Raw genomic sequence first — 21,900 nt, forward strand, 5'->3', positions numbered from 1 at the left:
TTCGAGGACGAAACCATGATCCGGGATTACCAAGCCATTGGCTGCACCTGGTTTCTCCGCGGCCACCAGCGAAAAATCCCCACTTATGGACAACACAAAGGGGTAAAATTGATAGGCACCTTGGATTATGAAACCGGTCGGATCATTTGTACAGAAGAAGGGGCATACGACGCAGCGGCCTTCCTCCGTTTTCTGGAGCGGACGTTGCGGGAATACCCCACCGGAAAAATCGTGATGGTATTGGATAATGCCCGTATCCACCACGCCAAGCTGATCCAGCCTTTTCTTAAAGAAAACGCTAGGCGCCTGGCACTCATCTTCCTCCCTCCCTACAGCCCTCAGTTGAACCTAATGGAAGGCGTATGGAAGTGGCTCAAGGAATCGGTCATCAACAATGTTTTTTTTGACCACGTCCAGAAAATCAAACAGGCGGTCCGCGGTTTCTTAGCCGATGTAAACGAGCGTCCCCTTGAGGTGATTGACCGACTGTGCGTGCGGATGTAAAGTATTTAATTCAACCTATATAGTTAGAGAAACGGGTTTGGACAACAGACAGTTTTTTTTTGCTTACGATATTTAATTAAGGAGGTTATTTAATTAAGGAGGTTATAGGTAGTGAGGAAGCGGCATTCCTATTTATGCTCATTTATTATACCCGTGATATCATTATTGCTGGTATACATCTTTTTAGGAATTTATCCTTTTGGAGATTTATCATTATTGACAGTAAAGTGGTGTCACTAATAAAAAAGCTGTTTTACCATATTAAAAAACAAAAAGAAACATTTATTAAACAAAAACAAAAAAATAAAACAAAAAAACGAACAAAAAGGTTGATTTTGTGTTTGGTTCTGTTTATAATGAGGGCATAAGGAAATAAAAACGCTTCCGGAAAAATGAGTTGTGATTTTCCATACTGTCTTCGTAAAATCTTTAAAATATTTTTAGTAAGGAGAAATGAATAGGGCTCTTGTACTGGGGACGGATTTAGCGGGTAAGAAATTGAAATCAATCATTACAAATCAAAGAAGGTGAGCAAGCTGCACGTAAATGGTGGCGTAAGACTGGCTTTAATACTATCGATACACTAAGCAAAGTTCTTGGAACGACAGCAACATCCTGGAAAGAAAAAATCTGAACAAATTGGAGGAAAATGAAATGAACAGGGAAGAAGCTACTTTATTAGGGTTTGAAATTGTTGCCTATGCAGGTGAAGCGCGATCGTACCTTTTGGATGCTTTAAAAGCAGCGGAAAAAGGTGATTATGATAAAGCCGAAGCATTATGTGAAGAAGCAAATACCAGCATCATAGAAGCTCATAAAGCTCAGACAAGTTTGCTTACTATGGAAGCTTCAGGTGATGATATTGCGTACAGCGTTACGATGATGCATGGACAGGATCACTTGATGACAACATTGCTGCTTAGGGATTTGATGAAACATATGATTGAATTGTATAAAAGAGGGAGCAACTAATTATGATGAATGCATTGATTACACAAATTGAAAAAGCTAAACCTTTTTTTGAGAAAGTATCCCGTAATATCTATCTACGCGCAATACGTGATGGCTTTATCTCAGCGATGCCTGTTGTTCTGTTTTCAAGTATTTTCCTATTGATTGCCTATGTTCCTAATATCTTCGGTTTCTCATGGAGTGCATCGACTGAAGCTTTGATTATGAAACCATACGGATATACAATGGGGATTTTAGGAGTTTTGGTTGCCGGCACAACCGCGAAGTCTTTAACGGATTCCTTCAACAGAAAGCTGGAAAGCACCAATCAAATTAACTTCCTTTCCACTATGCTGGCTTCCATATCCGGTTTCTTGCTCCTTGCTGCGGATGCAGTTGAGGGCGGTGGATTTGCAAACGGATTCTTAGGAACAAAAGGACTATTGACAGCGTTTCTGGCAGCGTTCATTACTGTGAATATCTATAATATCACTGTGAAAAATAATGTGACGATCCGGATGCCGGAAGAAGTTCCACCAAACATTTCACAAGTTTTTAAAGATATCATTCCTTTTACCTTAGTGATTGTCGTCCTTTATGGTTTGGATATAGTGACCAGAAATATTATGGGGACGAATGTGGCGGAGTCCATCATTAAGTTATTCGAGCCACTGTTCACAGCGGCTGATGGCTACTTGGGCATTACAATCATATTTGGTGCCTATGCACTGTTCTGGTTTGTCGGGATACATGGACCCTCTATCGTTGAACCTGCTATTGCAGCGATTACGTATGCGAATATTGAAACAAATTTCCAACTTTTACAGGCTGGACAGCATGCAGATAAGATTCTGACATCCGGAACGCAGATGTTTATCGTTACAATGGGTGGTACAGGTGCAACTTTAGTTGTTCCATTCATGTTCATGTGGTTATCAAAATCAAAACGGAATAAGGCGATCGGCAGAGCGTCAGTCGTACCGACTTTCTTCGGGGTTAATGAGCCAATTTTATTTGGAGCACCTATCGTTTTGAATCCGGTATTCTTTGTTCCATTTATTTTTGCACCGATTGCCAACGTATGGATTTTCAAATTCTTCGTTGATGTTCTTGGGATGAACAGCTTTAGCGTGAATTTGCCTTGGACAACACCAGGTCCTTTAGGGATCGTTATCGGAACAGGATTCGGGCTGATGTCACTTGTTCTTGCTCTTACATTGATTGTAGTGGACGTAGTGATTTACTACCCATTCTTTAAAGTCTACGATGCACAAATTCTTGAAGAAGAAAAAGCTGGAGTATCATCTACGGATAGTTTGAAAGAAAAAGTTGAAGGCAGCTTTGATACTAAAAAAGCCAAAGCGGTCCTTGCAAGTGTTGAAGCGAACGAGAATGATCCGGAAGTTTTTGAGAATAAAATAACGGAAGCTAAAAACGTTCTTGTCCTTTGTGCCGGCGGTGGAACAAGTGGCCTTCTTGCTAATGCTTTAAATAAAGCTGCGGCTGAATATGGGGCTCCTGTAAAAGCAGCAGCAGGTAGCTATGGGGCGCACATGGATATCATGAAAGACTATGATTTAGTCATCCTGGCACCTCAAGTGGCTTCGAATTACGAAGATATCAAACAGGATACTGATAGATTGGGCGTTAAACTTGCTAAAACGCAAGGAGGTCAATATATTAAATTGACCCGTGATGGCCAAGGAGCTCTTGCATTTGTTCAGGAACAATTTGAAGACTAGACAGGAGATTATAATATGAAAAAGTTACCAGAAGATTTTATTTTCGGGGGCGCAACAGCAGCCTATCAAGCTGAAGGGGCGACACAAACAGATGGAAAAGGCCGTGTAGCATGGGATACTTATCTTGAAGAAAACTATTGGTATACAGCAGAGCCAGCCAGTGATTTTTATCATCGTTATCCTGTGGACCTGGAACTTAGTGAAAAATTCGGTGTAAACGGCATTCGAATTTCCATTGCATGGTCACGTATTTTTCCGACTGGTTTTGGTGAAGTAAATCCTAAAGGTGTTGCATACTATCACAATCTCTTTTCAGAATGCCATAAACGTCATGTAGAACCTTTTGTCACGCTGCATCATTTTGATACTCCTGAAGTGTTGCATTCAGATGGAGACTTCTTAAATCGTAAAAACATTGACTATTTTGTTGATTACGCTGCGTACTGTTTTAAAGAATTTTCAGAAGTTAACTATTGGACCACGTTCAATGAAATAGGACCGATAGGTGATGGTCAGTACTTAGTCGGTAAATTCCCACCAGGGATCAAGTATGATTTTGAAAAATTATTCCAATCCCATCATAATATGATGCTCGCACATGCAAGAGCCGTCAAGCTTTATAAGGATAACGGCTATCCAGGAGAAATAGGTGTCGTTCATGCACTCCCAACGAAGTACCCTTATGATCCATCCAATCCAGGAGATGTTCGTGCAGCAGAATTGGAAGACATCATCCATAACAAATTCATTCTGGATGCCACTTACTTGGGTAGGTACTCTCAAAAAACGATGGAGGGTGTCAATCATATTCTCTCCGTAAATGGTGGCAAGTTGGATCTTCGTGAAGAGGATTTTGAAATGCTTGAGGCAGCGAAGGATTTAAACGATTTTCTGGGCATCAATTATTACATGAGCGATTGGATGCGTGCCTTTGATGGTGAATCAGAAATTACGCATAATTCAACCGGGGCTAAAGGCGGATCTAAATATCAGCTGAAAGGTGTCGGAAGAAGAGAGTTTGACGTAGATGTTCCACGAACGGATTGGGATTGGATGATCTATCCACAAGGCTTATATGATCAAATGATGCGGGTCAAAAATGATTATCCTAATTATAAAAAAATCTATATTACTGAAAATGGCTTAGGCTATAAAGATGAATTTGTAGATGGTACAGTCAAGGATGATGCACGTATCGATTATGTTAAAAAACATTTAGAGATCATTTCAGATGCAATAACAGCAGGTGTGAACGTGAAAGGTTATTTCATATGGTCATTGATGGATGTTTTCTCGTGGTCAAATGGCTATGAGAAACGCTACGGATTATTCTACGTGGATTTTGAAACACAGGAACGTTATCCGAAGAAAAGTGCTTACTGGTATAAGAAGTTGGCAGAAACTCAGATAATCGAATAGCACGTTTATTCTTATAGAGTAGGAAAGTAAAAAATAATACAACTACACAAAACAGCATCGGGAAATTTTCCCCGATGCTGTTTTTTTCGGGGAATTGAGAGCCAGCTCCGGTGAAGGGACTGCTCATCGGTGGAACCGATCCACAAATAGGGGCCAACGCCGGCGAAGCACCCTTCGCCGGAGCAGGACAGCGAAACCCAGCAGTCAACTACGGCGAAGCTGTCGTTCACCGGAGCACAGCTCCCGTTGATACGGTAACCTTGGCAACAACGTACTTTACCAAAAAGAAAACGCACCATCGGCCGGGCCGATGGTGCGTTCTCTTTAACTTTTATGCTTGCTCTGCGAAAAGGCGCTGGGTGAAGCCGTGGAAGTCCGTGATGACACCGTCCTTGCAGAGGTTTTCCTTTTGGAAGGTTTCCCGGTTCTTGAAGAACGGGTCGATTGCGATGATCATACCGATGTTCGCGCTGTTGGCCGCGCGGAGCCCGGAATAGGCGTCCTCAATGACCAGACATTCTTCAGGGGGGACCCCGAGTTTTCTGGCGGCATGCAGGAAGATGTCCGGCTCCGGTTTGCCGGGGAAGGAACCATCATCGAAGACGACTTTGTCCGGATCGAACCAACGATCAAGCGCAAAGGTGTCGAAATAGAAGTCAACATTTTCTTTGATGGTCGCGGTGGCGATCGTCAGCGGCAACTTGCGCTCCTTCAGATCGTCCAGCACTTCGGTCAAGCCGTCCGTCAATACGAGTTGCTCCGGTTTGTTCAGGCAGAGTCTGCGGTAATGCTCTTCCTTCTCCAAAGAAAGTTTCTGCACTTCTTCGTCCGTCAAGTCAGGGGATACAAAATGACGCAGGATTTTGTCGTTCGTGCGGCCGTGTACGTTTGTCAGAATCTCTGTTTCTGTGAGCCCGTTACCTGGACTGTACTTTTGGATCATGTCGATCCAAGCCTGTTCATGCAGATGCGAATCCTGGAACATTGTGCCGTTGAAGTCAAAAATGATGCCGTTCAGTTTCATAAGTTAGCTCCTTCTTCTGTTTGGGCTTGTGCTAGAGTGACGTACTGTGAGTAATGAGTGACCAGATCTGCGCTGATATGGTCATCCGTGATCAAGTGATCGATGTCGTGCAGATTGTAGAAATTGTAGAAGTCGTCCCTGTTGAATTTCTTGTTGTCCGCCAGTAAGTATTTTGTGCGGGAGTTGTTCAGGGCGATATTCTGGGTTTCTCCTTCCGCCATGCTATAGGTGGAGATCGCTTCATTGTGGATGCCGTTGGCGCTGATGAAGCATTTGGAGAACTTCAATTTTTTCAGGTTGTCGTTCGCGATCGGGCCGAAGAAAGCACCCGTGTTTTTCCGGTAATCGCCACCGATCATAATGATATCCGCGGTGTCGTATTGGCGCAGATTTTCGAAAACCGGATAGCTGTTTGTGATGATGCGGATTTTTTTGCCGCCGAGATAGCTCGCCAGTATTTCGATTGTCGTGCCCGGCCCGAGGAAAATGGTGTCGCCATCCTCAACGTAGCTTGCCGCCAATTTGGCAATCGCTTTCTTTTCTTCTTTTTGGACTTCTTGTTTTTCCGTATGCGAGAGTTCCTGGTCCAATGCGTAGCTGATGCTTTGTGCTCCGCCGTGGATGCGCAGGATTTTTCCGGCCTTATCGAGTTCGTCCAGATCCCTGCGCACGGTCATGTCGGAAACGTTCAGTTGCTTGACGATATCGGCTACGGTGATGATGCCTTCCTGGTTGACGATTTCAGTGAGTATCAGCAGGCGTTCTTTTTTTAACATTTTCATTCACCTCTTTATATTAACTATAATTTAGCACAATTTCACGGTCTGGTCAACACAAAACGAACAAAAATAAACAAAAACGCAACGATTTGATGGGGTTTCGAACAAAAATGTGTTTTTTAATACCGTAAAGGTTCAAAGAAACACAAACAATCATTAATGAACATGAACAGGAGAGAGGCAGCTGTTTCGATCACCTGAAGATCTTCTATTTGGTTGGGCCACTGCTGTATATCAAGAAGGTGTGTATTTCTATCATAAAGTCTTTGTGGAATGCGAAGAACAAGATGTGCTGCCATTCGTGACGTTGCATCATTTCGGCGCAATTCTGATTCGCAACAAAAAAACCAGCACATAAGCTGGTTTTTTTGTTGCGAAAATACATCGCCATCTCCGGGGAAGGGCCTCCCACCGGAGGAGACAACAATAAGATACCCGCCAGCTCCGGCGAAGAACCGCTCGCCGGAGGAAACAACTAAAAAAGCAGTCAACTCCGGCGAAACCGTCGATCACCGGAGCACAGCTCCCGGTGATCCGTTATCAGATCAGGGTGTAATTGGAAAGGCACAAAAAAAGACGCACACCAGCCGATTGCTAGTGCGCGTCCGTATTTCTTGATTATAGTGATTTTGCCAATGCTTCGACTTTCGCCAAGCCTTCTTCGATGATTGCTGCTGCTTGATCAGGAACAGCTGCATGTCCTTCGATGATGACTTCACCGATGATTTCCATTCCGAATACGCCGCCGAATACGTTGCGCATGTAGTTGACGCCCATATCCATTGGGGCCATTTCAGGAGCGGAGTAGTAGCCTCCACGAGCGTTCAATAGGATAACTTTCTTTTCAGGCATCAAAGCAACCATTGTGCCTGTTTCATCATATTTGAAAGCAAAGCCAGCTGCAAAGATGTAGTCGATGAATGTTTGCAATTTAGCAGGGATCGTCAAGTTCCACAATGGGAATGCGAATACGATCACGTCAGCAGCAGTCACTGCATCCATAACTTTTTGTTTCGCTGCCAAAAGGCGTGTTTCGATGTCAGTCAATTCTTCGCCGACTGCCATTTTGCCGTAAGCGCCGAAAAGGTCTTGACCCAAGTAAGGCATGTCTTCTGAAAAGACGTTATAAGTTGTGATGTTCAATTTTTCATTTTCTTTGGCTGCAGCTAAAAAAGTTTCATACATTTTTGAAGAAATTGCTTCCTCTGCTGGTCTGTTGTTTCCTTTTACTACTAAAACGTTCATGTGTGTTCCTCCACTTATGGTATATTTGATGCGAGTTTCATTTCACTTACCGCATGTAAGTATAGTATAACATCTCGACTTCGAAATAAATAGTGGATATGCTCAAAAAAATAAACAATTTGAATTTTCGTAACATTTGCACTAACATAGGAAGGAATATTTCGATAGTTTCGAGAAAACGGGAGTGAATGTTTATGCAAAAATCCAGCCAAAGCCAAAGGATCGAAATCTTTGACGGCATGCGGGGATTGGCCTCGGTCATTGTCATGATTTTCCACATGGCGGTCTGGACAGTTTATGGCTACAGTGCCAATGAATATAAAGTTTTTGCCAACTCATTTTGGCGGGTGGCGACGCAGACACCCTTGAAAATGCTCTGGGCCGGCAATGAGGCGGTGCTGGTCTTCTACATCATCGGTGGTTTCGTGCTGGCGCGGCCTTACCTGAGTGGGCGCAAGCTGGATTTCAAGCCTTTCATCATCAAACGCTGGATCCGCTTGATGCTCCCTTATGTGCTGATCATCACGGTAACGGTCATGCTGATTGCCCTATTCGGAGCTTGGAAACATGACACGATCGACTTGAGTGGTTCGTTCAATGTGAAATGGAAAAGAGTGCCTAACGCGCTGGAAATGCTGCTGTACTTTGTCGGTTATGACTACAATCTGAACATCCTCAGCGGCGCTTTCTGGAGCATGGTCCAGGAATGGCGCCTTTCCTTCATCCTGCCTTTTATCGCGGTGGCATTGCATCGCTACGCGACGGGGAAAGTGTTAGGCGGCTATGCCGTCATGCAATTCGCGATCGAGAAGCTGACGGATTGGGGGATGCGCAGCGACACAGCTTGGTTGGCGCAGCTGTCTGAATCGCTCAACCGGACGAATTATTATGCAATCTTTTTTGTTATGGGAGCTGTTTTGGCGAAGCATATGCCGGCGATCCGGACATTTGTGCAGGAGCACCGTCTTTTCCGGATCCTGTCGGCCTGGGCGATTCCGTTCTTGATTCCTAGCCAGTGGATCCTGGCGGCGCTCGGATTTTCGTTCCGGGTGCGGCATGCGCTGTTGCTGACTGGTTTGGGTATCATTTTGTTCCTGTTGTTGTGCCTGGAATCGCCGCGTTTGACGGCCTTCTTCAAATCGAAACCGCTGCTGCTCTTGGGAAAGCTGTCCTTCAGCCTGTACCTGACGCACACGACGTCGATCGTCCTCTTTGTGACGTTACTCGGCCAGACCATCCCGCCGGAAATCGCGCTGTTGCTGTCGCCGCTGTTCGCTTTGCCTGTGGCCTACTTATGGCAGAAGTATGTCGAAACATGGTGCCTCGATTTGCTGAATCATTTCAAGAAATAGACGGTCAACCTGCGCTAAGTATGATACGATAAAGGAAAGCTCAGAATTCTGAAAGAACATGCAGGGGTGGACACATGTCAAAAGATATCATTTCCATCGTCGTTCCTTGCCACAACGAGGAAGAGATGGTGCCGATTTTCCATAAAGAAATAACAGCGGTCAGCGAACAGTTGCCGGATGCCGTATTCGAAATGATTTTCGTGAACGACGGCTCGAAAGATGCCACGCTGGCTGAATTGAAGCGAGTTGCTTCTTTGGATGAGCGCGTGCACTACCTTTCCTTTTCGCGCAACTTCGGCAAAGAAGCGGCGATGGTTGCGGGGCTGCGCCACGCGACCGGTAATTACGTTGCCGTGATGGATGCCGATCTCCAGGACCCGCCGGCTATGCTGGTGGAGATGGTTGCCCTGATCCGCACAGGCGAATATGATTGCATCGGGACGAAACGCCTTGACCGCAAAGGCGAACCGCCGATCCGATCCTTTTTCGCGCGGCAGTTCTACCACCTGATCAACCGCATCTCAGATACCGAGATCGTCGACGGCGCCCGGGATTTCCGGCTGATGACGCGCCAGATGGTCGATGCGGTCCTTGAGATGACTGAATACAACCGTTTTTCGAAGGGAATCTTCAGTTGGGTCGGCTTCGAGACGAAGTACCTGTCCTACGAAAATCAAGAACGCGTCGCCGGCAAGACAACTTGGTCGTTCTGGAGCCTGTTCAAATATTCGCTGGACGGAATTGTGGCCTTTTCCGAGGCACCGTTGGCGATCGCGGCCTTCACCGGTTTCCTGTCGTTCGCCGTTGCGATTTTGGCAGCCTTGATCCTGACAGTGCGGACGCTGGTTTTCGGCAACGCAACTTCCGGCTGGACTTCGCTCATCGTTATCATCTTAGGGATGGGCGGCTTGCAATTGCTCTGTCTGGGGATCCTCGGTAAATATCTGGGGAAAACCTTCATGGAGACGAAGCGGCGTCCGCTCTATATATTGAAGGAGACGGACGGTGCCTTGCCGACTGGTCGCAAGGAGGAGCAGAACGATGACTAAAGTGTTGGCTCAAGTGGCAAAATTCGGACTCGTCGGTGTCGTGGCGACGGTACTGGATTTTCTGATTTTGTTTGTTCTGGCCGACTTCATCGGCCTGCATTACTTGACGGCCGCTGCGTTGGCGTTTGTTGCGGCGACGTTGTTCAATTACGCGGCGAGCATGCGCTACGTGTTCACGAGCCGCTTTGGCGAAGCTGAGAAGCGCCAGGAATTGTTGCTCTTCTTCACTCTAAGTGTCATCGGCCTGGGCTTGAACCAAGTGCTGATGTGGGTGTTCGTTGATCAAGTGGCGTTGCATTACCTGGTGGCCAAGATTGCCGCTACTGTGTTCGTGATGGCCTGGAATTTCATTTCGCGGAAGATTTGGCTGGAGGATAAGAATGCAGGATGAAGAAAAGCGTGGTTTGGGACCGGAACTCCGGCGACACCATGGTTGGCCGGAGCTGGAGGTACCCTGCGAGCACCAGCTCCGGTAGGCTGGTTTTCGTCGTAGTTGGAGTCGGAAACGCGTTGCCAGCTCCGGCGAAGACCTCCTTCGCCGGAGCTGCGGTTCCAATTATCAAGCGGGCAACACAGACATAAGAAAAAACGAATGCGGCTGTTCCTCACAAAGGAGGCAGTCGCATTCGTTTTTTTTGTGAGAGTAACCAAAAATCAGTAGCTGGTCCAGCCGCCGTCAACGGTCACGACAGATCCATTGACGAAACTGGCATCGTCAGAAGCCAGAAAGAGTGCAACGGAAGCGATCTGCTCGGGCATTCCGAAGGCCGGATTAATGGCCATGCCGACGCCGGTTGTTTCCTGGCCGAATGTGCTGATGTTGCCCATTGACTGGGCGATATTGGTGGCGACAGCTCCTGGGGCGATTGCGTTGCAGCGGATACCTTTTTTCGCGTACATGAAGGCCGTGTTTTTGGTCAGTCCGATGACAGCATGTTTGGAAGCGACATAAGCCGCACCGGCACGACCTCCCTGAAGACCGCCGATTGAGGCGATGTTGATGATATTGCCATGGCCATGTTCCAGGAAATATTGGATGGCTTTACGGCTTGCATACATCGGGCCGTTGACATTGACGGCGAAGACACGGTCCCACCGCGCATTTGTGACTTCTCCGACCGGTTCGAAGCCGTCCATGATGCCGGCATTATTGATGAGGATATCCACTTTACCGAAGAAAGTGATTGCAGTGTCAATCATGGCATTTATGTCGGTTTCGATGGAGACATCGGTTTTGATGGCAGTTGCAGCGTCAGGGGTTTGCGTGTTGATTTCACTTGCGACTTTTTCGGCACCTTCGAAGTTATAATCGGCAACGACCACTTTTGCGCCTTCTTTAGCAAACAGGCGACAGATGGCTTCGCCCATACCCGAAGCGCCTCCAGTTACAACAGCGACTTTGTTCATCAGTTTCATGTCGTTCTCCTCCTTATGCCTTGCTGGTCTAATTATATCACGACAACGCTTACAAGTTTGAGGTGACGATCCACTCAAAATAAAAAATATAAAAAGCGATGGCATATTTCCACATTTCAGATAAAATAGAGTGATAATAAGGTGAGGAAAGGGTGTGGAGAGCAGAAGATGGCAAATTATCCATTCGACAAGGAGCGCAGCCTCCTGAAGACGGACGAATCGACCAGAATAACAATGTTGCTGCTAAATGTATTTCTGATCGTGACTGCCGTATCTTTGACAATCAGCTTCTATATCCTCGCCAATCTGGAAATCAATGAGGAACCGGTCGTTTCCGACATCATCATCGTACCTGAAGGCGCGCCGGAACGAGGAGTCAAGGCCTCAGAACTGTTGGAAGCAGGTTATTCCGAATCCGGCAAGATCATCGTTTCTCCGCTGCTTGTGGATGCCGAACTATTGCATCTGCAGCCCTACGGCGAACTTGGGATGATGGATGATGATATACTGGCGGATTACCAAGCGACCAGTACGTGGACCAATGCCATATACAGTATCGCGTTGATGGAAGAAAATGGTTTCGACACAGCGATTGTTGTGTCGAGCGATTATCACATGAACCGGGTCAAGTACAGCTTCGAGAAAGCTGCAAAAGGAAAGGATATGACATTCATCTATGTGTCAGCTGGCGGTCCGTACGGCTTGCCATGGATCGAAACCCAACTCGGGAGACGCCTGGCGCAGCATGAAATCTTTAAAACAATCGGTTATTGGCTAGGTTTGTATCATTTCATCGATATCGGCGAAGGCGGCTCTTAATGGGGAGTGCGTCTTTTTTTATGGTTCGGGGTACCTGATTTCCGGTAAGATGGTGGCTCGCCGGAGATTGGGTGTGGATTCACCAGCTCAATTCCGGCGAGGAAGGCTTGAGCGGAGAACAACGCATAATCATAGTTGTTTCCTCCGGCGAGGCAAACGTTCCCCGGAGCTGGAGAGCCCCTCCCCCGGATTTGTTCGCCGCAGTGTGGTCTTCGCTGATGATGCAAACCTCCACAAATTCCCTACAAATCCGCGCATTTGTATCCGTTTGCAATAATGTTATCCGCTTTTGCATTCTTGACGGTTATTCTTAGAAGAAAAGCCGCCAGGGTGCTATACTTTTTGGTATAGGAGGTGTCGAGATGCTTGTAGAAATAGTGGTGGAGAATTTTTTTTCCTTTAAAGATGAGGCTACCTTTTCGATGGTCGCCAGCCCGATCGGCGAACACCCGGAGTCCGTCTATGGCAAAAACCATATCGCTGTGACAAAATTGGCGACGATCTATGGGGCGAATGCCAGCGGGAAAAGCAATCTGCTGAAGGCCATGAAGATGATCCAGGAAGGCCTTCTGTTGCAGAAGTGCTCATCCAGTGAATGGCTCGACCATATCGAACCGTTCCATCTGGATGCGCGCACCGAGAAAAAGGATACGATGTTGGAAGTAAGTTTTCTGTTGGACGGGAAGCTTTATCGCTATGGTTTTTTCGTCAACCGCAAACGGGTTACCGAAGAATTCCTTTACCTGGAAGGCGACGATCAGAAGGATCTGTTTTTCCGGAATGCGACCGGACAGATCGCCGGTGGAGAATGGGCTGAAATGTTCCGCGACATCATTTTGGACGATACGCGTTTGGCCTTGTCTTCGTTGCTTTCCGCTCCTGAATCAGCTGAACATCCGGAACTGAAACTGTTCATAGAATGGTTCACGGAGATGCGCATCATCCTCGACACTTCGAAAATCGGATTGTCGATTTCGATGGCGAAGATGCACCTGTCAAAATACAAGCATAATCTCTTGGCCTTGATTCAGGTGGCCGATCCGTCCATTCAGGATATTGTTGTTCACGAATTGGAAAATTCGCGCAATGGGAGGCCGGAACTTGCCTTTTTTGTCGTCAAGACACGGCGCAATGAAGCCGGGGAATCGGAGCTCCATTGCGAAAATTTCCGTTTCCAGGATACCGAATCGGCAGGTACGGTCAAGCTTTTGGCTTTGGCCGGTCCGATCATCGAGGCGCTCGAAAAAGGTGGACTGTTGATGGTCGATGAAATGGATACGCAATTCCACACTTTGATGACGCGCTACGTGCTGGAACTTTTTTCCGGCGACGTCAACGATAAGGGTGCGCAGATGATATACTCGACGCACGATATCACGAACCTTTCCAGCAACCTTTTCCGCAGGGATCAAGTCTGGTTCGTGGAAAAGGACACGTACAGCGCCAGCCACCTGACTTCCTTGGTTGAATATCGTTTTGATGACGAGGAAAGGAAGAATAGTTTTGAATTTTACCGCAACTACCTGAACGGCAAATATGGGGCAATCCCATTTCCTCGGCCGTTGGATTGGTGGGTCGACAATGGAAAATAGAAGAAGAGAACACAAGAAAAAATTTGAACGGCCGGTCGGAACGAAAAGGCCGGAAAAAACTTTCCTGATTCTTTGCGAAGGCACTAAAACCGAACCGAACTACTTCCGCAGTTTTCACGTCATCTCGGCGCAGGTCGAAATCGTTGGTACAGCGATGAATACGATGTCTTTAGTCAACCATGCGCGAGAGGTCGTCAAGGGTCGACCGGACGAATATGATGAAATTTGGCTGGTATTCGATAAGGATTCATTTGACCGGGATATCTTCAATGAAGCCGTCTTTTTCTGTGAAACGCATTACCGGCAAGGCTTCCGTGCCGCCTACAGCAACGAAGCTTTCGAAATCTGGTATCTGCTGCATTTTGAGCTGATCAAAAAATCGATTTCACGTTTCCATTATCCTGATATGCTGTCGAAACGACTGGGATTTTTCTACAAAAAAAATCATCCGCATATGTATAACGTACTATTATCAAGGCAACCGGCAGCCATCCAGAACGCCAAGAAACTCTACAGTCAGCGCTCGCCGTCGCCTGCCCGCGACAATCCGTCCACGACCGTTTTCATGCTGGTCGAGGAGCTGAACAAGCATCTGAGGAAATAATTTAAAAAAGTTCAAAAATAAAAAAAGCTGGAACGATTTTTTGCGAATAATACCAGTGTAGGTCTTATCAAGCAGCTAAGGCCACTTAAAAAGACAAAAGGGGATTGATTGCATATGTTCATGACACCGGTATTGGGAATGGATTTCTTGGAGGATAAGAAAGGGGTCGTCATTCATTTTGTCGAAGACGACACATTAGCGGAAGAGTATCTGTTCGAAACAACCGATGAGGCAGCCGCGTTTTTCAGAAGCTGCCAAAACTTGTGCGAGGAGGTCAAAGAGGAACCGCTAGAGGTCCAATATGCCCTCATCAGAGAGTTTTTGGATCTGGACATCGGCAAATTCAACTACGAACGCGCTTATTATTGATAAACATAAGAAAAAGAAGGCCAGACCCGGTATGCTTCAGGGCTGGCCTTCTTTTTGGCGCCGGAATTGGCGCCCTCAGCTCCGGCGAGGGGTCGGATCGCCGGATGTCACCGGTAATGATGGGCTTCATCTTCGACGAAGCCTGCCTCATCGGAGCAGGAATCAAAAATGTGGACTGAACTGCGGCGAAGCCTGCGTTCCCCGGAGCAGACCATTCCCGGCGGTAGGCAGGCTCAGTACTGGCGCACCTTCAATTGCTGTCCGATCAAAATCAGGTCACCCGACAGCTGGTTCAGCTGCTTCAGCGTAGCCGGGGTCGTTCCATATTTGCGCGACAAGCCCCAGAGCGTTTCGCCTTTCACGACGCGGTGCAGCAGGAACGTGCCGGGCGCGCTGGCAAGGGGAGGCAGCGCGGAGAGGCCGGCCTCGATATCCTGACGAAAGCGGGCTTGCGACATACCCCAACTCGCGAGGTAGCCGTCCGGATCTGTATGATCGGTCCCGCCGACATTTTTGGAAACCCAGGAATGGGTTTTGATGCCTTTCTCATGCACGCTCGCTCCGCTGTTCAGCGTGCAGGGGATGCCTGCTTCCAGCGCCAATTTCTGCAGCAGCCAAACGTAGGCTTTGTAGTCCTGTTCAAAAATGGAGCGATTGTTCGTCCGCGCCAGCTCGACTTGGGCATAGGCATAACCGTTCGCTTTCGGGCCGACACCCCATTGGACTTTGCCGACGTTGGCGATCTGGATTATTTTCCCGCCTCCGCCGACCCAATGGGAAACGAAGGCGTTTTGCCAGTTGCGCAGCATGTAACTGACTTCGTTCTCGAGGCTATTTTTGCCGACGTTGTTCGGATTGCCGGACTCGTGGGCGATGATCAGGTTGCTTGCGGTGAGTGGATTCTGGTAGATGGAAAAGATGCGTTTTTCGATCGTGTAGTTCATACTATTCCTCCTCTAATTTGTAAAACAGCCGCCCGGAATCGCATCCGGGCGGCTGTCTGTTGTTGATGAAAACTTAAGTTGTCCAGCAGTCCAAGCGGCTTGTACTGCTTTTCTGATATAACTAGGTAAATGTAAAATTTTTTAAGTTCAAAAGTACATCACCGTAGGTGTTCCACAGGATTGCAAAATGTTTCATGCATCCAATGTAGATGGCTAGCTTCACGGGTTAGCCCTTCGGAAATTAGATAAATCTGACCCATTGCGCTCTACGATGCTCATTCAGGGCCAGATTTCCTAAATTTCTTTCAGGGCTGAACGAACCCGTTCCGCTTTTCTTTTTTTTATTCGGCTTCGGCGATCAGGTCGGTGATGGTGCGTTCCACGTAGCGGGCGCTGTTGACTGCCGTGAATGGGTTGATGCCTTTCACTTCGAACGCGTTCAGGCCGATGATGGCGTCCATTGCTGGTTGCAGTTCAACCGCTGTCAACCCACTTTTCGGGTTCTTGACACTCAAGTTGCGGGTTTTTCCGTCGGCCGTCAAAAATTTCAATTCCAAGGTTACTGTTGTCGTCATGTTCATTTCCTCCTAGATGTCTGATGGGTGCTTATCGTTCTGTTTCGGTTGGCTTAAGCGATGGAGTAGCGGTTCTTTTCGACGACGACTGCGTAAGCAGCGGGCAGGTCGACGAGTCCGGATACGGCTGACTGGCAGGATTGGACCTGTTCAGCAGTGACGCCTGGTTTCAGGTTCGCGAATGACTGTTTGACTTCCTTCTCGTTTGCAAAATCATTGAAATAAAGCTCGATGTTTCCTTCTTCGTATTGTTTCACCATTTGGCATTCCTCCATTTTCTTTTCTGGTAAGTGTCATGACTGCTTACACCTATAACGACGAAAGGGGACAGGCAATCTGTAACCCCACCTTTCAGGCCTTCAAAAAAGGGCTGGCTTTGGTTTGAATCTGGCGTCTTCTTTTGTAGAGCGTTTTGCGCGAAATGCGTTGTTTTTTGGCGATTTCGGTGATGTTCAGTCCCTCCAGCGCGTCCCGCAGATAGGCGTTCTCCTCGGCTGTCAGACAGGCGCAAAGGCGTTGCAGCAAATCCGTTTGCTCCAATTGGTCTTCAAACGAAGTTGTGCTAGGGATTTCCTCCAGCTCTTCTTCGCAAAGGTAGGCTTCACGGCTTATTTTTTTCTGCTCCTTGCGGATTTGGTCCAGGAAAGTCCAATGGATTTTTTGTTTGGCATAGCTGACGAACAAAAAGCTGTTCTCGGTCACGAGCGCATCCTTCAGGCACGTTTCGTACGTGTCAAAAAGGGTGATCAACCCTAATTGATAGAAGTCGTCGTAGTCGTTGTGGTCCGGATACCGGTTGATTTTTTTCAGACAATGATGGATGACACCCGCGTACAGGTCGCACAATTGGGTGGCGGCTTCATCGGTGCAGATTCTTTTTTTCATATTCATGACGTTGCCTCCGTATGTAGTGGATGGCGTGATGCAGGGGAGAGCCCTGTGCATGCTCATCACGGCCTCGGCAAGCTTGCTGATGTCTATGTTATCGGTCCGGAGGCGGCAAGGTCAAAACTGCAAATGCGGCAAAAAAGAAGAAAAATGCGGTACTGGTCATCTATTTGCAGACGAATTTAACGGATATGCGATAAAATGTAAGCGCTTCTATATCATTCGAGTTGAAAGTAGTATATATTTTTATTAAACATTTAATTTGGGGGATTTTATGGAAAAGAAGACGGGAAAAAACTATTCGAATAATCAGAAACGGCAAGCGGATGAGCAACCGATGATGGAGCAACGCGGTAAAAATAATGTCGGAAAATCAACAGCAGAATTATTGGCGCAAGCATTCACGAATGGAGCAACAGATGAAAAAAATGCAGGCCCCTCTTTTGACATCGAACTGTGGGAAACGATCCTTTCGGGTCTGCGGACGTCTTTGCAGGAATCCGCATCGGCCCAGAGCCAGAAAGAAACGGAGGAGCCTTTCTTCGTTTTGCTCGATCCAGAAAGTACCCAGCCTTATTTGAATCGGGCTTGGGCTTTGGATCGGTTTGTGCTGGATGACTCATTTCTGTACATTATGAGCTTGGACCCGCAACTGCACCAGACCGACTTCCGCACGCTCATTTTTTTCAAAGACGGTCGCCTCATCAAAACGCGCGAAAACAGCAACAATGTGATGTTCTCTTTGTTTGAACTGATTGGTTTCGATTATGATTTCATTCGCGGGATCTCCACACGGGTCAGCGGCAAGGATACCCATTGTGTTCCCTATATTTTTGGGAGGTACCGATTTTTGCCGTTGAGCGGTCCGACCCGCAAAAACAGTTCCTGGATCAATCTTTCAAAGGTGCTGCATTCCCGGACTTTAAAAGGGGAAAAGGGAGTGGAAGTCCACTTCGTGAATCAGCATGTTTTCCACTTACCGGTGCGTCCGCAATTTTTCACCGAAAAAGTCAAACAAGCCAGCCAAACCGTTCATCGCCAAAATCACCTTTTGCACAGCGTCCTGACAAATTTCGATTACGCTGATGGAATAAAAGAAGAGCGCGCTTACAATCTGCTGGGGAACGCGTTACACGCCAATGCGGCTCGGCTTTCGACGATTCCGATGGATGAATATATCCAAATTGTTCAGTTTTCTTTGGCTGAAACGGCTTTGCGCCATCCTTCGTTGCGTGACAACCCGGTTGCGGACGAGGCGCTGCATCTGCTGCGGGAGAATCTGTATGGGGGACTGCCCCATTTAAGGAATGCACCCATCTGATCAGCGGTGCCGAGTAAAGTTTAGTATGATGGGAAAATAGGCTATCATTTGTGATTCAGGTTGAAGTATTTTACAATGAGTTCAAAGAATAAATCTTCAGTCATGGGAGGAATCGTTATGGACAAGAGAATCGAAGGTACCTTTGCTAATCAGGAAATGTTGCTTGATGAAATTACGCATCTGATTAAGGATGAGGGCTATGCGCCTGAGCAACTGCTGGTCATCACCCGCAACGGAAAAAGCAATTTCATCACGGAAGAGACGGCTGTACAAGTTATCGTAACCGGCGAAGACCGTGAGGAGGACTCCTTATGGGACAAAATCGTTAAGTTCTTTACGGTGGATTTGGAAGAGGAAGAGGAGGAAGCCATTTTCGAGCGCTACGGCATTGACGAGGATACGTACGAACGGTTTGAGGATGCTTTGGATGATGGGGAATTGTTGCTGCTGATCGATGATGCCGCTCCGATCAATGATGAACATGCCGAATTTCTCGTGCGCGATGGCATTTTGCCTGACGAAAAAGCCGTCCCTGTTGCAGCCATCACTGCCACGAAACCGGATTGGGCATCCGCCGATAGCGAAGAAGCCGGCGATGTTCCGGCTCATTCAATCGAAGCCGAGAAACAGCTGGAAGTCACCGAAGTTGCAGCTGCGTCGCCGACACAACCAGCCGATGTGACCGACGACATCACCGGACAACGCATCGAAGCTGAAACGGTGGCGGATCCTGCAATGGCGGAAGACAGTCACCGGTTGCCTGAAATGCAGTTTGACAAAGATGACTCCTTGCCGGAACTGGAAGAAGAGAAGGAACAGTTTTCCAAAGACCCATTTGGAGGCGACACGGTTGCTGCAGAAACCGGTGAAGATGCGGAAGATATCGAGCCTGATTATGAAGAGACGGATAAACCGAAACCGGCTCTGTGATTGACAGAAACACCCAGGGCTGCCTCGAAAGAATGAGGCAGCCCTGGGTGTTTTTAGCACGCGGCGGGAATTTCGAACATACGTTTTGTTCCTTTCGGTTTTTGTGTGTATAATAGCAAGTGAGATTCTCCGAAAGGATGTATAGAATGGACCATACCGAGGAACAGGCTGAAAAATTGCCTGTCGTAACAAAAATAACTGTCCAGAAAAAACGCAAGGACCGTTTCAACGTCTTCATTGACGGGGAGTACGCCTTTCCGATATCGGAAGCCGTACTGATCAAGGTCGGCTTGCATAAAGGGATGACGCTCACGAAAGAGCGCAGCGCTGAAATCGAGAAGGAAAATTACGATTACATGGCTTATACGACAGCAGTCAATTATCTGTCCTACAGCCTGCGCAGTGAGAAAGAAGTCCGCAAAAAACTGTATGACGAAGAAATCAGCCCGGACGCAATCGAACGTGCTTTGACGCGGCTGATCGAACAGAATTACGTCAATGACCGTATCTATGGCGAAAGCTACACGCGCACGGCGGCTAACCTGAACCTGAAGGGACCGCAACTCATCGCCAACGAACTGAAAGGAAAGGGCTTGTCGGAAGAAGACATCGCCATTTCCCTGCAACAATATCCGCATGCGTTGCAGTTGGAAAATGCCCAAACGATTGCTGAGAAGCAACTGCGCAAACAAAGCCGGGTTTCTTCGCATGAAGCAGCTTCAAAAATCCGTCTCCATCTGCATCAGAAAGGCTATCCTTCCGACATCGTCCTGGAAGTTATGGGAGAGATCGAAACGGAGAAAGAGGAAGAGGATGAAATGGCCGCATTGCGTCTGCAAGGGGACAAGCTTTGGCGCCGTTATGAGCGCAAAGCGAAAGGCCGTGAGCTGCAGCAAAAAGTGAGATCGGGCCTTTACCAAAAAGGCTACCAGGGAGACATGATCTCCGCCTATATCGAAGAAAAGGAACAGGAAGCAGAATAATGACAAACTTAGAACATACAAAAATATTCAAAGCAGCCGGCATCGAAATGTGGCCGGCCGAGAAAATACAGGCTTTCCGCAAAGCGCTGTTGGACTGGTACGACAAAGAGAAACGCGATCTGCCTTGGCGCCGGACGAGCGATCCCTATAGCATCTGGGTTTCGGAAATCATGCTGCAGCAGACACGGGTGGATACGGTCATCCCGTATTATCATAATTTCCTGGATAAATTCCCGGACATCGCAGCGCTGGCGGCAGCGCCGGAAGACGCGATCCTGAAGGCGTGGGAAGGGCTGGGTTATTATTCTCGTGTCAAGAACATGCAGAAAGCGGCGCAACAGATCGTCGCCGATTACAATGGTGTTTTCCCTAAGAATCCGCAGGAAATCGCTAAGCTGAAGGGCATCGGACCGTATACAGCAGGCGCCGTCTCCAGCATCGCTTTCCAGATACCGGAGCCGGCAGTCGATGGAAACGTCATGCGCGTCATGAGCCGGTTGTTCGAAATCGATGCCGACATCGCCAAACCAGCCAGCCGGAAAATTTTTGAAGCGGTCGTGCGGGAATTGATCGACCCGGAGCGACCAGGCGACTTCAATCAAGCGTTGATGGATCTGGGCTCGAGCATCTGTTCGCCGCTGAATCCGCAGCCTGAAATCAGCCCGATCAAGGCCTTCAATGCCGCCTACAAAAACGGGACGATGCATCTTTATCCGGTCAAAAGCAAAGCGAAAAGACCGGTACCGATGAATCTGCAGGGTATCATCCTGCAAAACAAGGAAAAGCAGTTCCTTTTGGAGAAGCGTCCGAGCAGCGGGCTACTGGCGGATTTTTGGACGTTTCCGTTGATCCAACTGGATCTCGATGCGATACCCGGAACAGTGGCTGCGGAACCAGAATCGGCGGCCAGCATCCAGACGGAACTGCTGGTTGCGGAGGAATTCCAGAAGTTGACAGAAACTGCAAACAAATCCGACAAAAAGCTGCCCTCCTTCAACCAGATCGAAGCGAAGCTTTCCGAAGTTGTGGCTGAGAAATACGGCTTGAAGCCGGTCTGGTTGAAGGCGGAAACGGGATCTGTCAATCATGTTTTCAGTCATATAAAATGGCACATCACCGGCTATTACGGACGCGTATTAACGAAAGAGGATAGCCGTTTACCCGAACAATGCCGTTGGGTCAGCGAAAATGATTTTGCCGATTATGCATTCCCGGTGCCGCAGCAAAAAATGTGGCAACAATTCAAGCAACAGACCCGAAAAGAATTTGGCTTATAATGGCTAAAATTTCGCAATCCATTTCCATTCTATGATATACTGTTCAATGAACTGAAAGTTGAGAGTTCCGCCGAAATGATTTCCGGCGAGGGCTCAAATAGTTGAAGAAAGTTGGGC

At 47.6% G+C, this 21,900-nt stretch carries 23 protein-coding genes and 1 pseudogene; 16 read left to right on the forward strand and 8 right to left on the reverse strand.

All coding sequences use genetic code 11. From position 1 onward, the window contains the following. The 4 genes from BMZ71_RS08415 to lacG form a co-directional block, all read left to right on the forward strand. A partial coding sequence (locus BMZ71_RS08415; RefSeq protein WP_143071411.1) for an IS630 family transposase occupies positions 1-504 on the forward strand: 504 nt, incomplete at its 5' end. A 654-nt stretch (positions 505-1,158) separates the two neighbouring features. Beyond that, positions 1,159-1,476, forward strand: coding sequence for a PTS lactose/cellobiose transporter subunit IIA (locus tag BMZ71_RS08430; protein ID WP_068561019.1), 318 nt, complete (start codon positions 1,159-1,161; stop codon positions 1,474-1,476). A 5-nt stretch (positions 1,477-1,481) separates the two neighbouring features. After that, entirely contained in the window at positions 1,482-3,197 is a 1,716-nt protein-coding gene (locus tag BMZ71_RS08435; protein ID WP_218142789.1) for a lactose-specific PTS transporter subunit EIIC, read from the forward strand. A 15-nt stretch (positions 3,198-3,212) separates the two neighbouring features. Then, positions 3,213-4,616 (forward strand): 6-phospho-beta-galactosidase, encoded by a 1,404-nt coding sequence (gene lacG / locus BMZ71_RS08440; protein WP_086989432.1) that lies wholly within the window; start codon positions 3,213-3,215, stop codon positions 4,614-4,616. A 331-nt stretch (positions 4,617-4,947) separates the two neighbouring features. Here the strand turns inward: lacG and BMZ71_RS08445 are convergent, their stop codons facing one another. Next, entirely contained in the window at positions 4,948-5,634 is a 687-nt protein-coding gene (locus BMZ71_RS08445; RefSeq protein WP_177187559.1) for an HAD family hydrolase, read from the reverse strand. Positions 5,635-5,636: 2 nt separating this feature from the next. After that, positions 5,637-6,416 carry a DeoR/GlpR family DNA-binding transcription regulator gene (locus BMZ71_RS08450; protein WP_086989433.1) on the reverse strand — a complete coding sequence of 260 codons (780 nt, stop codon included), beginning with the start codon at positions 6,414-6,416 and terminating at the stop codon, positions 5,637-5,639. 232 nt (positions 6,417-6,648) lie between these two features. On the opposite strand from BMZ71_RS08450, the pseudogene BMZ71_RS14665 reads away from it, so the two are divergent. Continuing rightward, positions 6,649-6,738 (forward strand): annotated as a pseudogene (locus tag BMZ71_RS14665) (family 1 glycosylhydrolase); the annotation flags it as partial. A 299-nt stretch (positions 6,739-7,037) separates the two neighbouring features. Here BMZ71_RS14665 and BMZ71_RS08455 read toward each other — a convergent pair. Further along, positions 7,038-7,664 (reverse strand): FMN-dependent NADH-azoreductase, encoded by a 627-nt coding sequence (locus BMZ71_RS08455; protein ID WP_086989434.1) that lies wholly within the window; start codon positions 7,662-7,664, stop codon positions 7,038-7,040. A gap of 194 nt (positions 7,665-7,858) precedes the next feature. Between BMZ71_RS08455 and BMZ71_RS08460 the strand changes: the two genes are divergently transcribed. From BMZ71_RS08460 to BMZ71_RS08470, 3 genes are all read left to right on the forward strand, one after another. Then, complete coding sequence (locus BMZ71_RS08460) at positions 7,859-9,016, forward strand: acyltransferase family protein (RefSeq protein ID WP_177187555.1); 1,158 nt, start codon at positions 7,859-7,861, stop codon at positions 9,014-9,016. A gap of 74 nt (positions 9,017-9,090) precedes the next feature. Next, positions 9,091-10,065 (forward strand): glycosyltransferase family 2 protein, encoded by a 975-nt coding sequence (locus BMZ71_RS08465; RefSeq protein WP_086989436.1) that lies wholly within the window; start codon positions 9,091-9,093, stop codon positions 10,063-10,065. Next, on the forward strand, positions 10,058-10,456 hold the full coding sequence (locus BMZ71_RS08470) for a GtrA family protein (protein ID WP_068561028.1): 399 nt from the start codon (positions 10,058-10,060) through the stop codon (positions 10,454-10,456). Before BMZ71_RS08465 ends, BMZ71_RS08470 begins: the two co-directional genes overlap by 8 nt. Before the next feature lie 263 nt (positions 10,457-10,719). Here BMZ71_RS08470 and BMZ71_RS08480 read toward each other — a convergent pair whose 3' ends face one another. Beyond that, on the reverse strand, positions 10,720-11,481 hold the full coding sequence (locus tag BMZ71_RS08480) for an SDR family oxidoreductase (RefSeq protein ID WP_086989438.1): 762 nt from the start codon (positions 11,479-11,481) through the stop codon (positions 10,720-10,722). A 168-nt stretch (positions 11,482-11,649) separates the two neighbouring features. Between BMZ71_RS08480 and BMZ71_RS08485 the strand changes: the two genes are divergently transcribed. The 4 genes from BMZ71_RS08485 (at position 11,650) to BMZ71_RS08500 (ending at position 14,865) form a co-directional block, all read left to right on the forward strand. Further along, entirely contained in the window at positions 11,650-12,300 is a 651-nt protein-coding gene (locus BMZ71_RS08485) for a YdcF family protein (RefSeq protein WP_086989439.1), read from the forward strand. 362 nt (positions 12,301-12,662) lie between these two features. Beyond that, positions 12,663-13,892, forward strand: coding sequence for an AAA family ATPase (locus BMZ71_RS08490; RefSeq protein ID WP_086989440.1), 1,230 nt, complete (start codon positions 12,663-12,665; stop codon positions 13,890-13,892). Beyond that, on the forward strand, positions 13,882-14,496 hold the full coding sequence (locus tag BMZ71_RS08495; RefSeq protein WP_177187556.1) for an RloB family protein: 615 nt from the start codon (positions 13,882-13,884) through the stop codon (positions 14,494-14,496). The genes BMZ71_RS08490 and BMZ71_RS08495 overlap by 11 nt, the downstream gene beginning before the upstream one ends. A gap of 114 nt (positions 14,497-14,610) precedes the next feature. Continuing rightward, entirely contained in the window at positions 14,611-14,865 is a 255-nt protein-coding gene (locus BMZ71_RS08500; protein ID WP_086989442.1) for a hypothetical protein, read from the forward strand. A 233-nt stretch (positions 14,866-15,098) separates the two neighbouring features. Here the strand turns inward: BMZ71_RS08500 and BMZ71_RS15440 are convergent, their stop codons facing one another. The 4 genes from BMZ71_RS15440 to BMZ71_RS08520 form a co-directional block, all read right to left on the reverse strand. Further along, complete coding sequence (locus BMZ71_RS15440) at positions 15,099-15,809, reverse strand: LysM peptidoglycan-binding domain-containing protein (protein ID WP_086989443.1); 711 nt, start codon at positions 15,807-15,809, stop codon at positions 15,099-15,101. Positions 15,810-16,150: 341 nt separating this feature from the next. Next, positions 16,151-16,384 (reverse strand): DUF2922 domain-containing protein, encoded by a 234-nt coding sequence (locus BMZ71_RS08510; protein WP_086989444.1) that lies wholly within the window; start codon positions 16,382-16,384, stop codon positions 16,151-16,153. Positions 16,385-16,437: 53 nt separating this feature from the next. After that, positions 16,438-16,644, reverse strand: a complete 207-nt coding sequence (locus BMZ71_RS08515) for a DUF1659 domain-containing protein (RefSeq protein ID WP_086989445.1) — start codon at positions 16,642-16,644, stop codon at positions 16,438-16,440. Positions 16,645-16,735: 91 nt separating this feature from the next. After that, complete coding sequence (locus BMZ71_RS08520) at positions 16,736-17,275, reverse strand: sigma-70 family RNA polymerase sigma factor (protein ID WP_086989446.1); 540 nt, start codon at positions 17,273-17,275, stop codon at positions 16,736-16,738. Positions 17,276-17,546: 271 nt separating this feature from the next. Here BMZ71_RS08520 and BMZ71_RS08525 point away from each other — a divergent pair, with 271 nt between their 5' ends. The 4 genes from BMZ71_RS08525 to mutY all read left to right on the forward strand — a co-directional run bounded on the left by BMZ71_RS08525 (position 17,547) and on the right by mutY (position 21,783). Beyond that, positions 17,547-18,593 (forward strand): competence protein ComK, encoded by a 1,047-nt coding sequence (locus tag BMZ71_RS08525; RefSeq protein ID WP_086989447.1) that lies wholly within the window; start codon positions 17,547-17,549, stop codon positions 18,591-18,593. Between the two features lie 117 nt (positions 18,594-18,710). Beyond that, positions 18,711-19,523, forward strand: a complete 813-nt coding sequence (locus BMZ71_RS08530) for a general stress protein (RefSeq protein ID WP_177187557.1) — start codon at positions 18,711-18,713, stop codon at positions 19,521-19,523. 146 nt (positions 19,524-19,669) lie between these two features. Further along, entirely contained in the window at positions 19,670-20,506 is an 837-nt protein-coding gene (gene recX / locus BMZ71_RS08535; protein WP_177187558.1) for a recombination regulator RecX, read from the forward strand. Continuing rightward, positions 20,506-21,783, forward strand: coding sequence for an A/G-specific adenine glycosylase (gene mutY, locus BMZ71_RS08540; RefSeq protein WP_245734408.1), 1,278 nt, complete (start codon positions 20,506-20,508; stop codon positions 21,781-21,783). Before recX ends, mutY begins: the two co-directional genes overlap by 1 nt. Positions 21,784-21,900: the final 117 nt, after the last annotated feature.

The sequence above is a fragment of the Trichococcus flocculiformis genome, from assembly GCF_900113645.1.
Taxonomy (GTDB): domain Bacteria; phylum Bacillota; class Bacilli; order Lactobacillales; family Aerococcaceae; genus Trichococcus; species Trichococcus flocculiformis.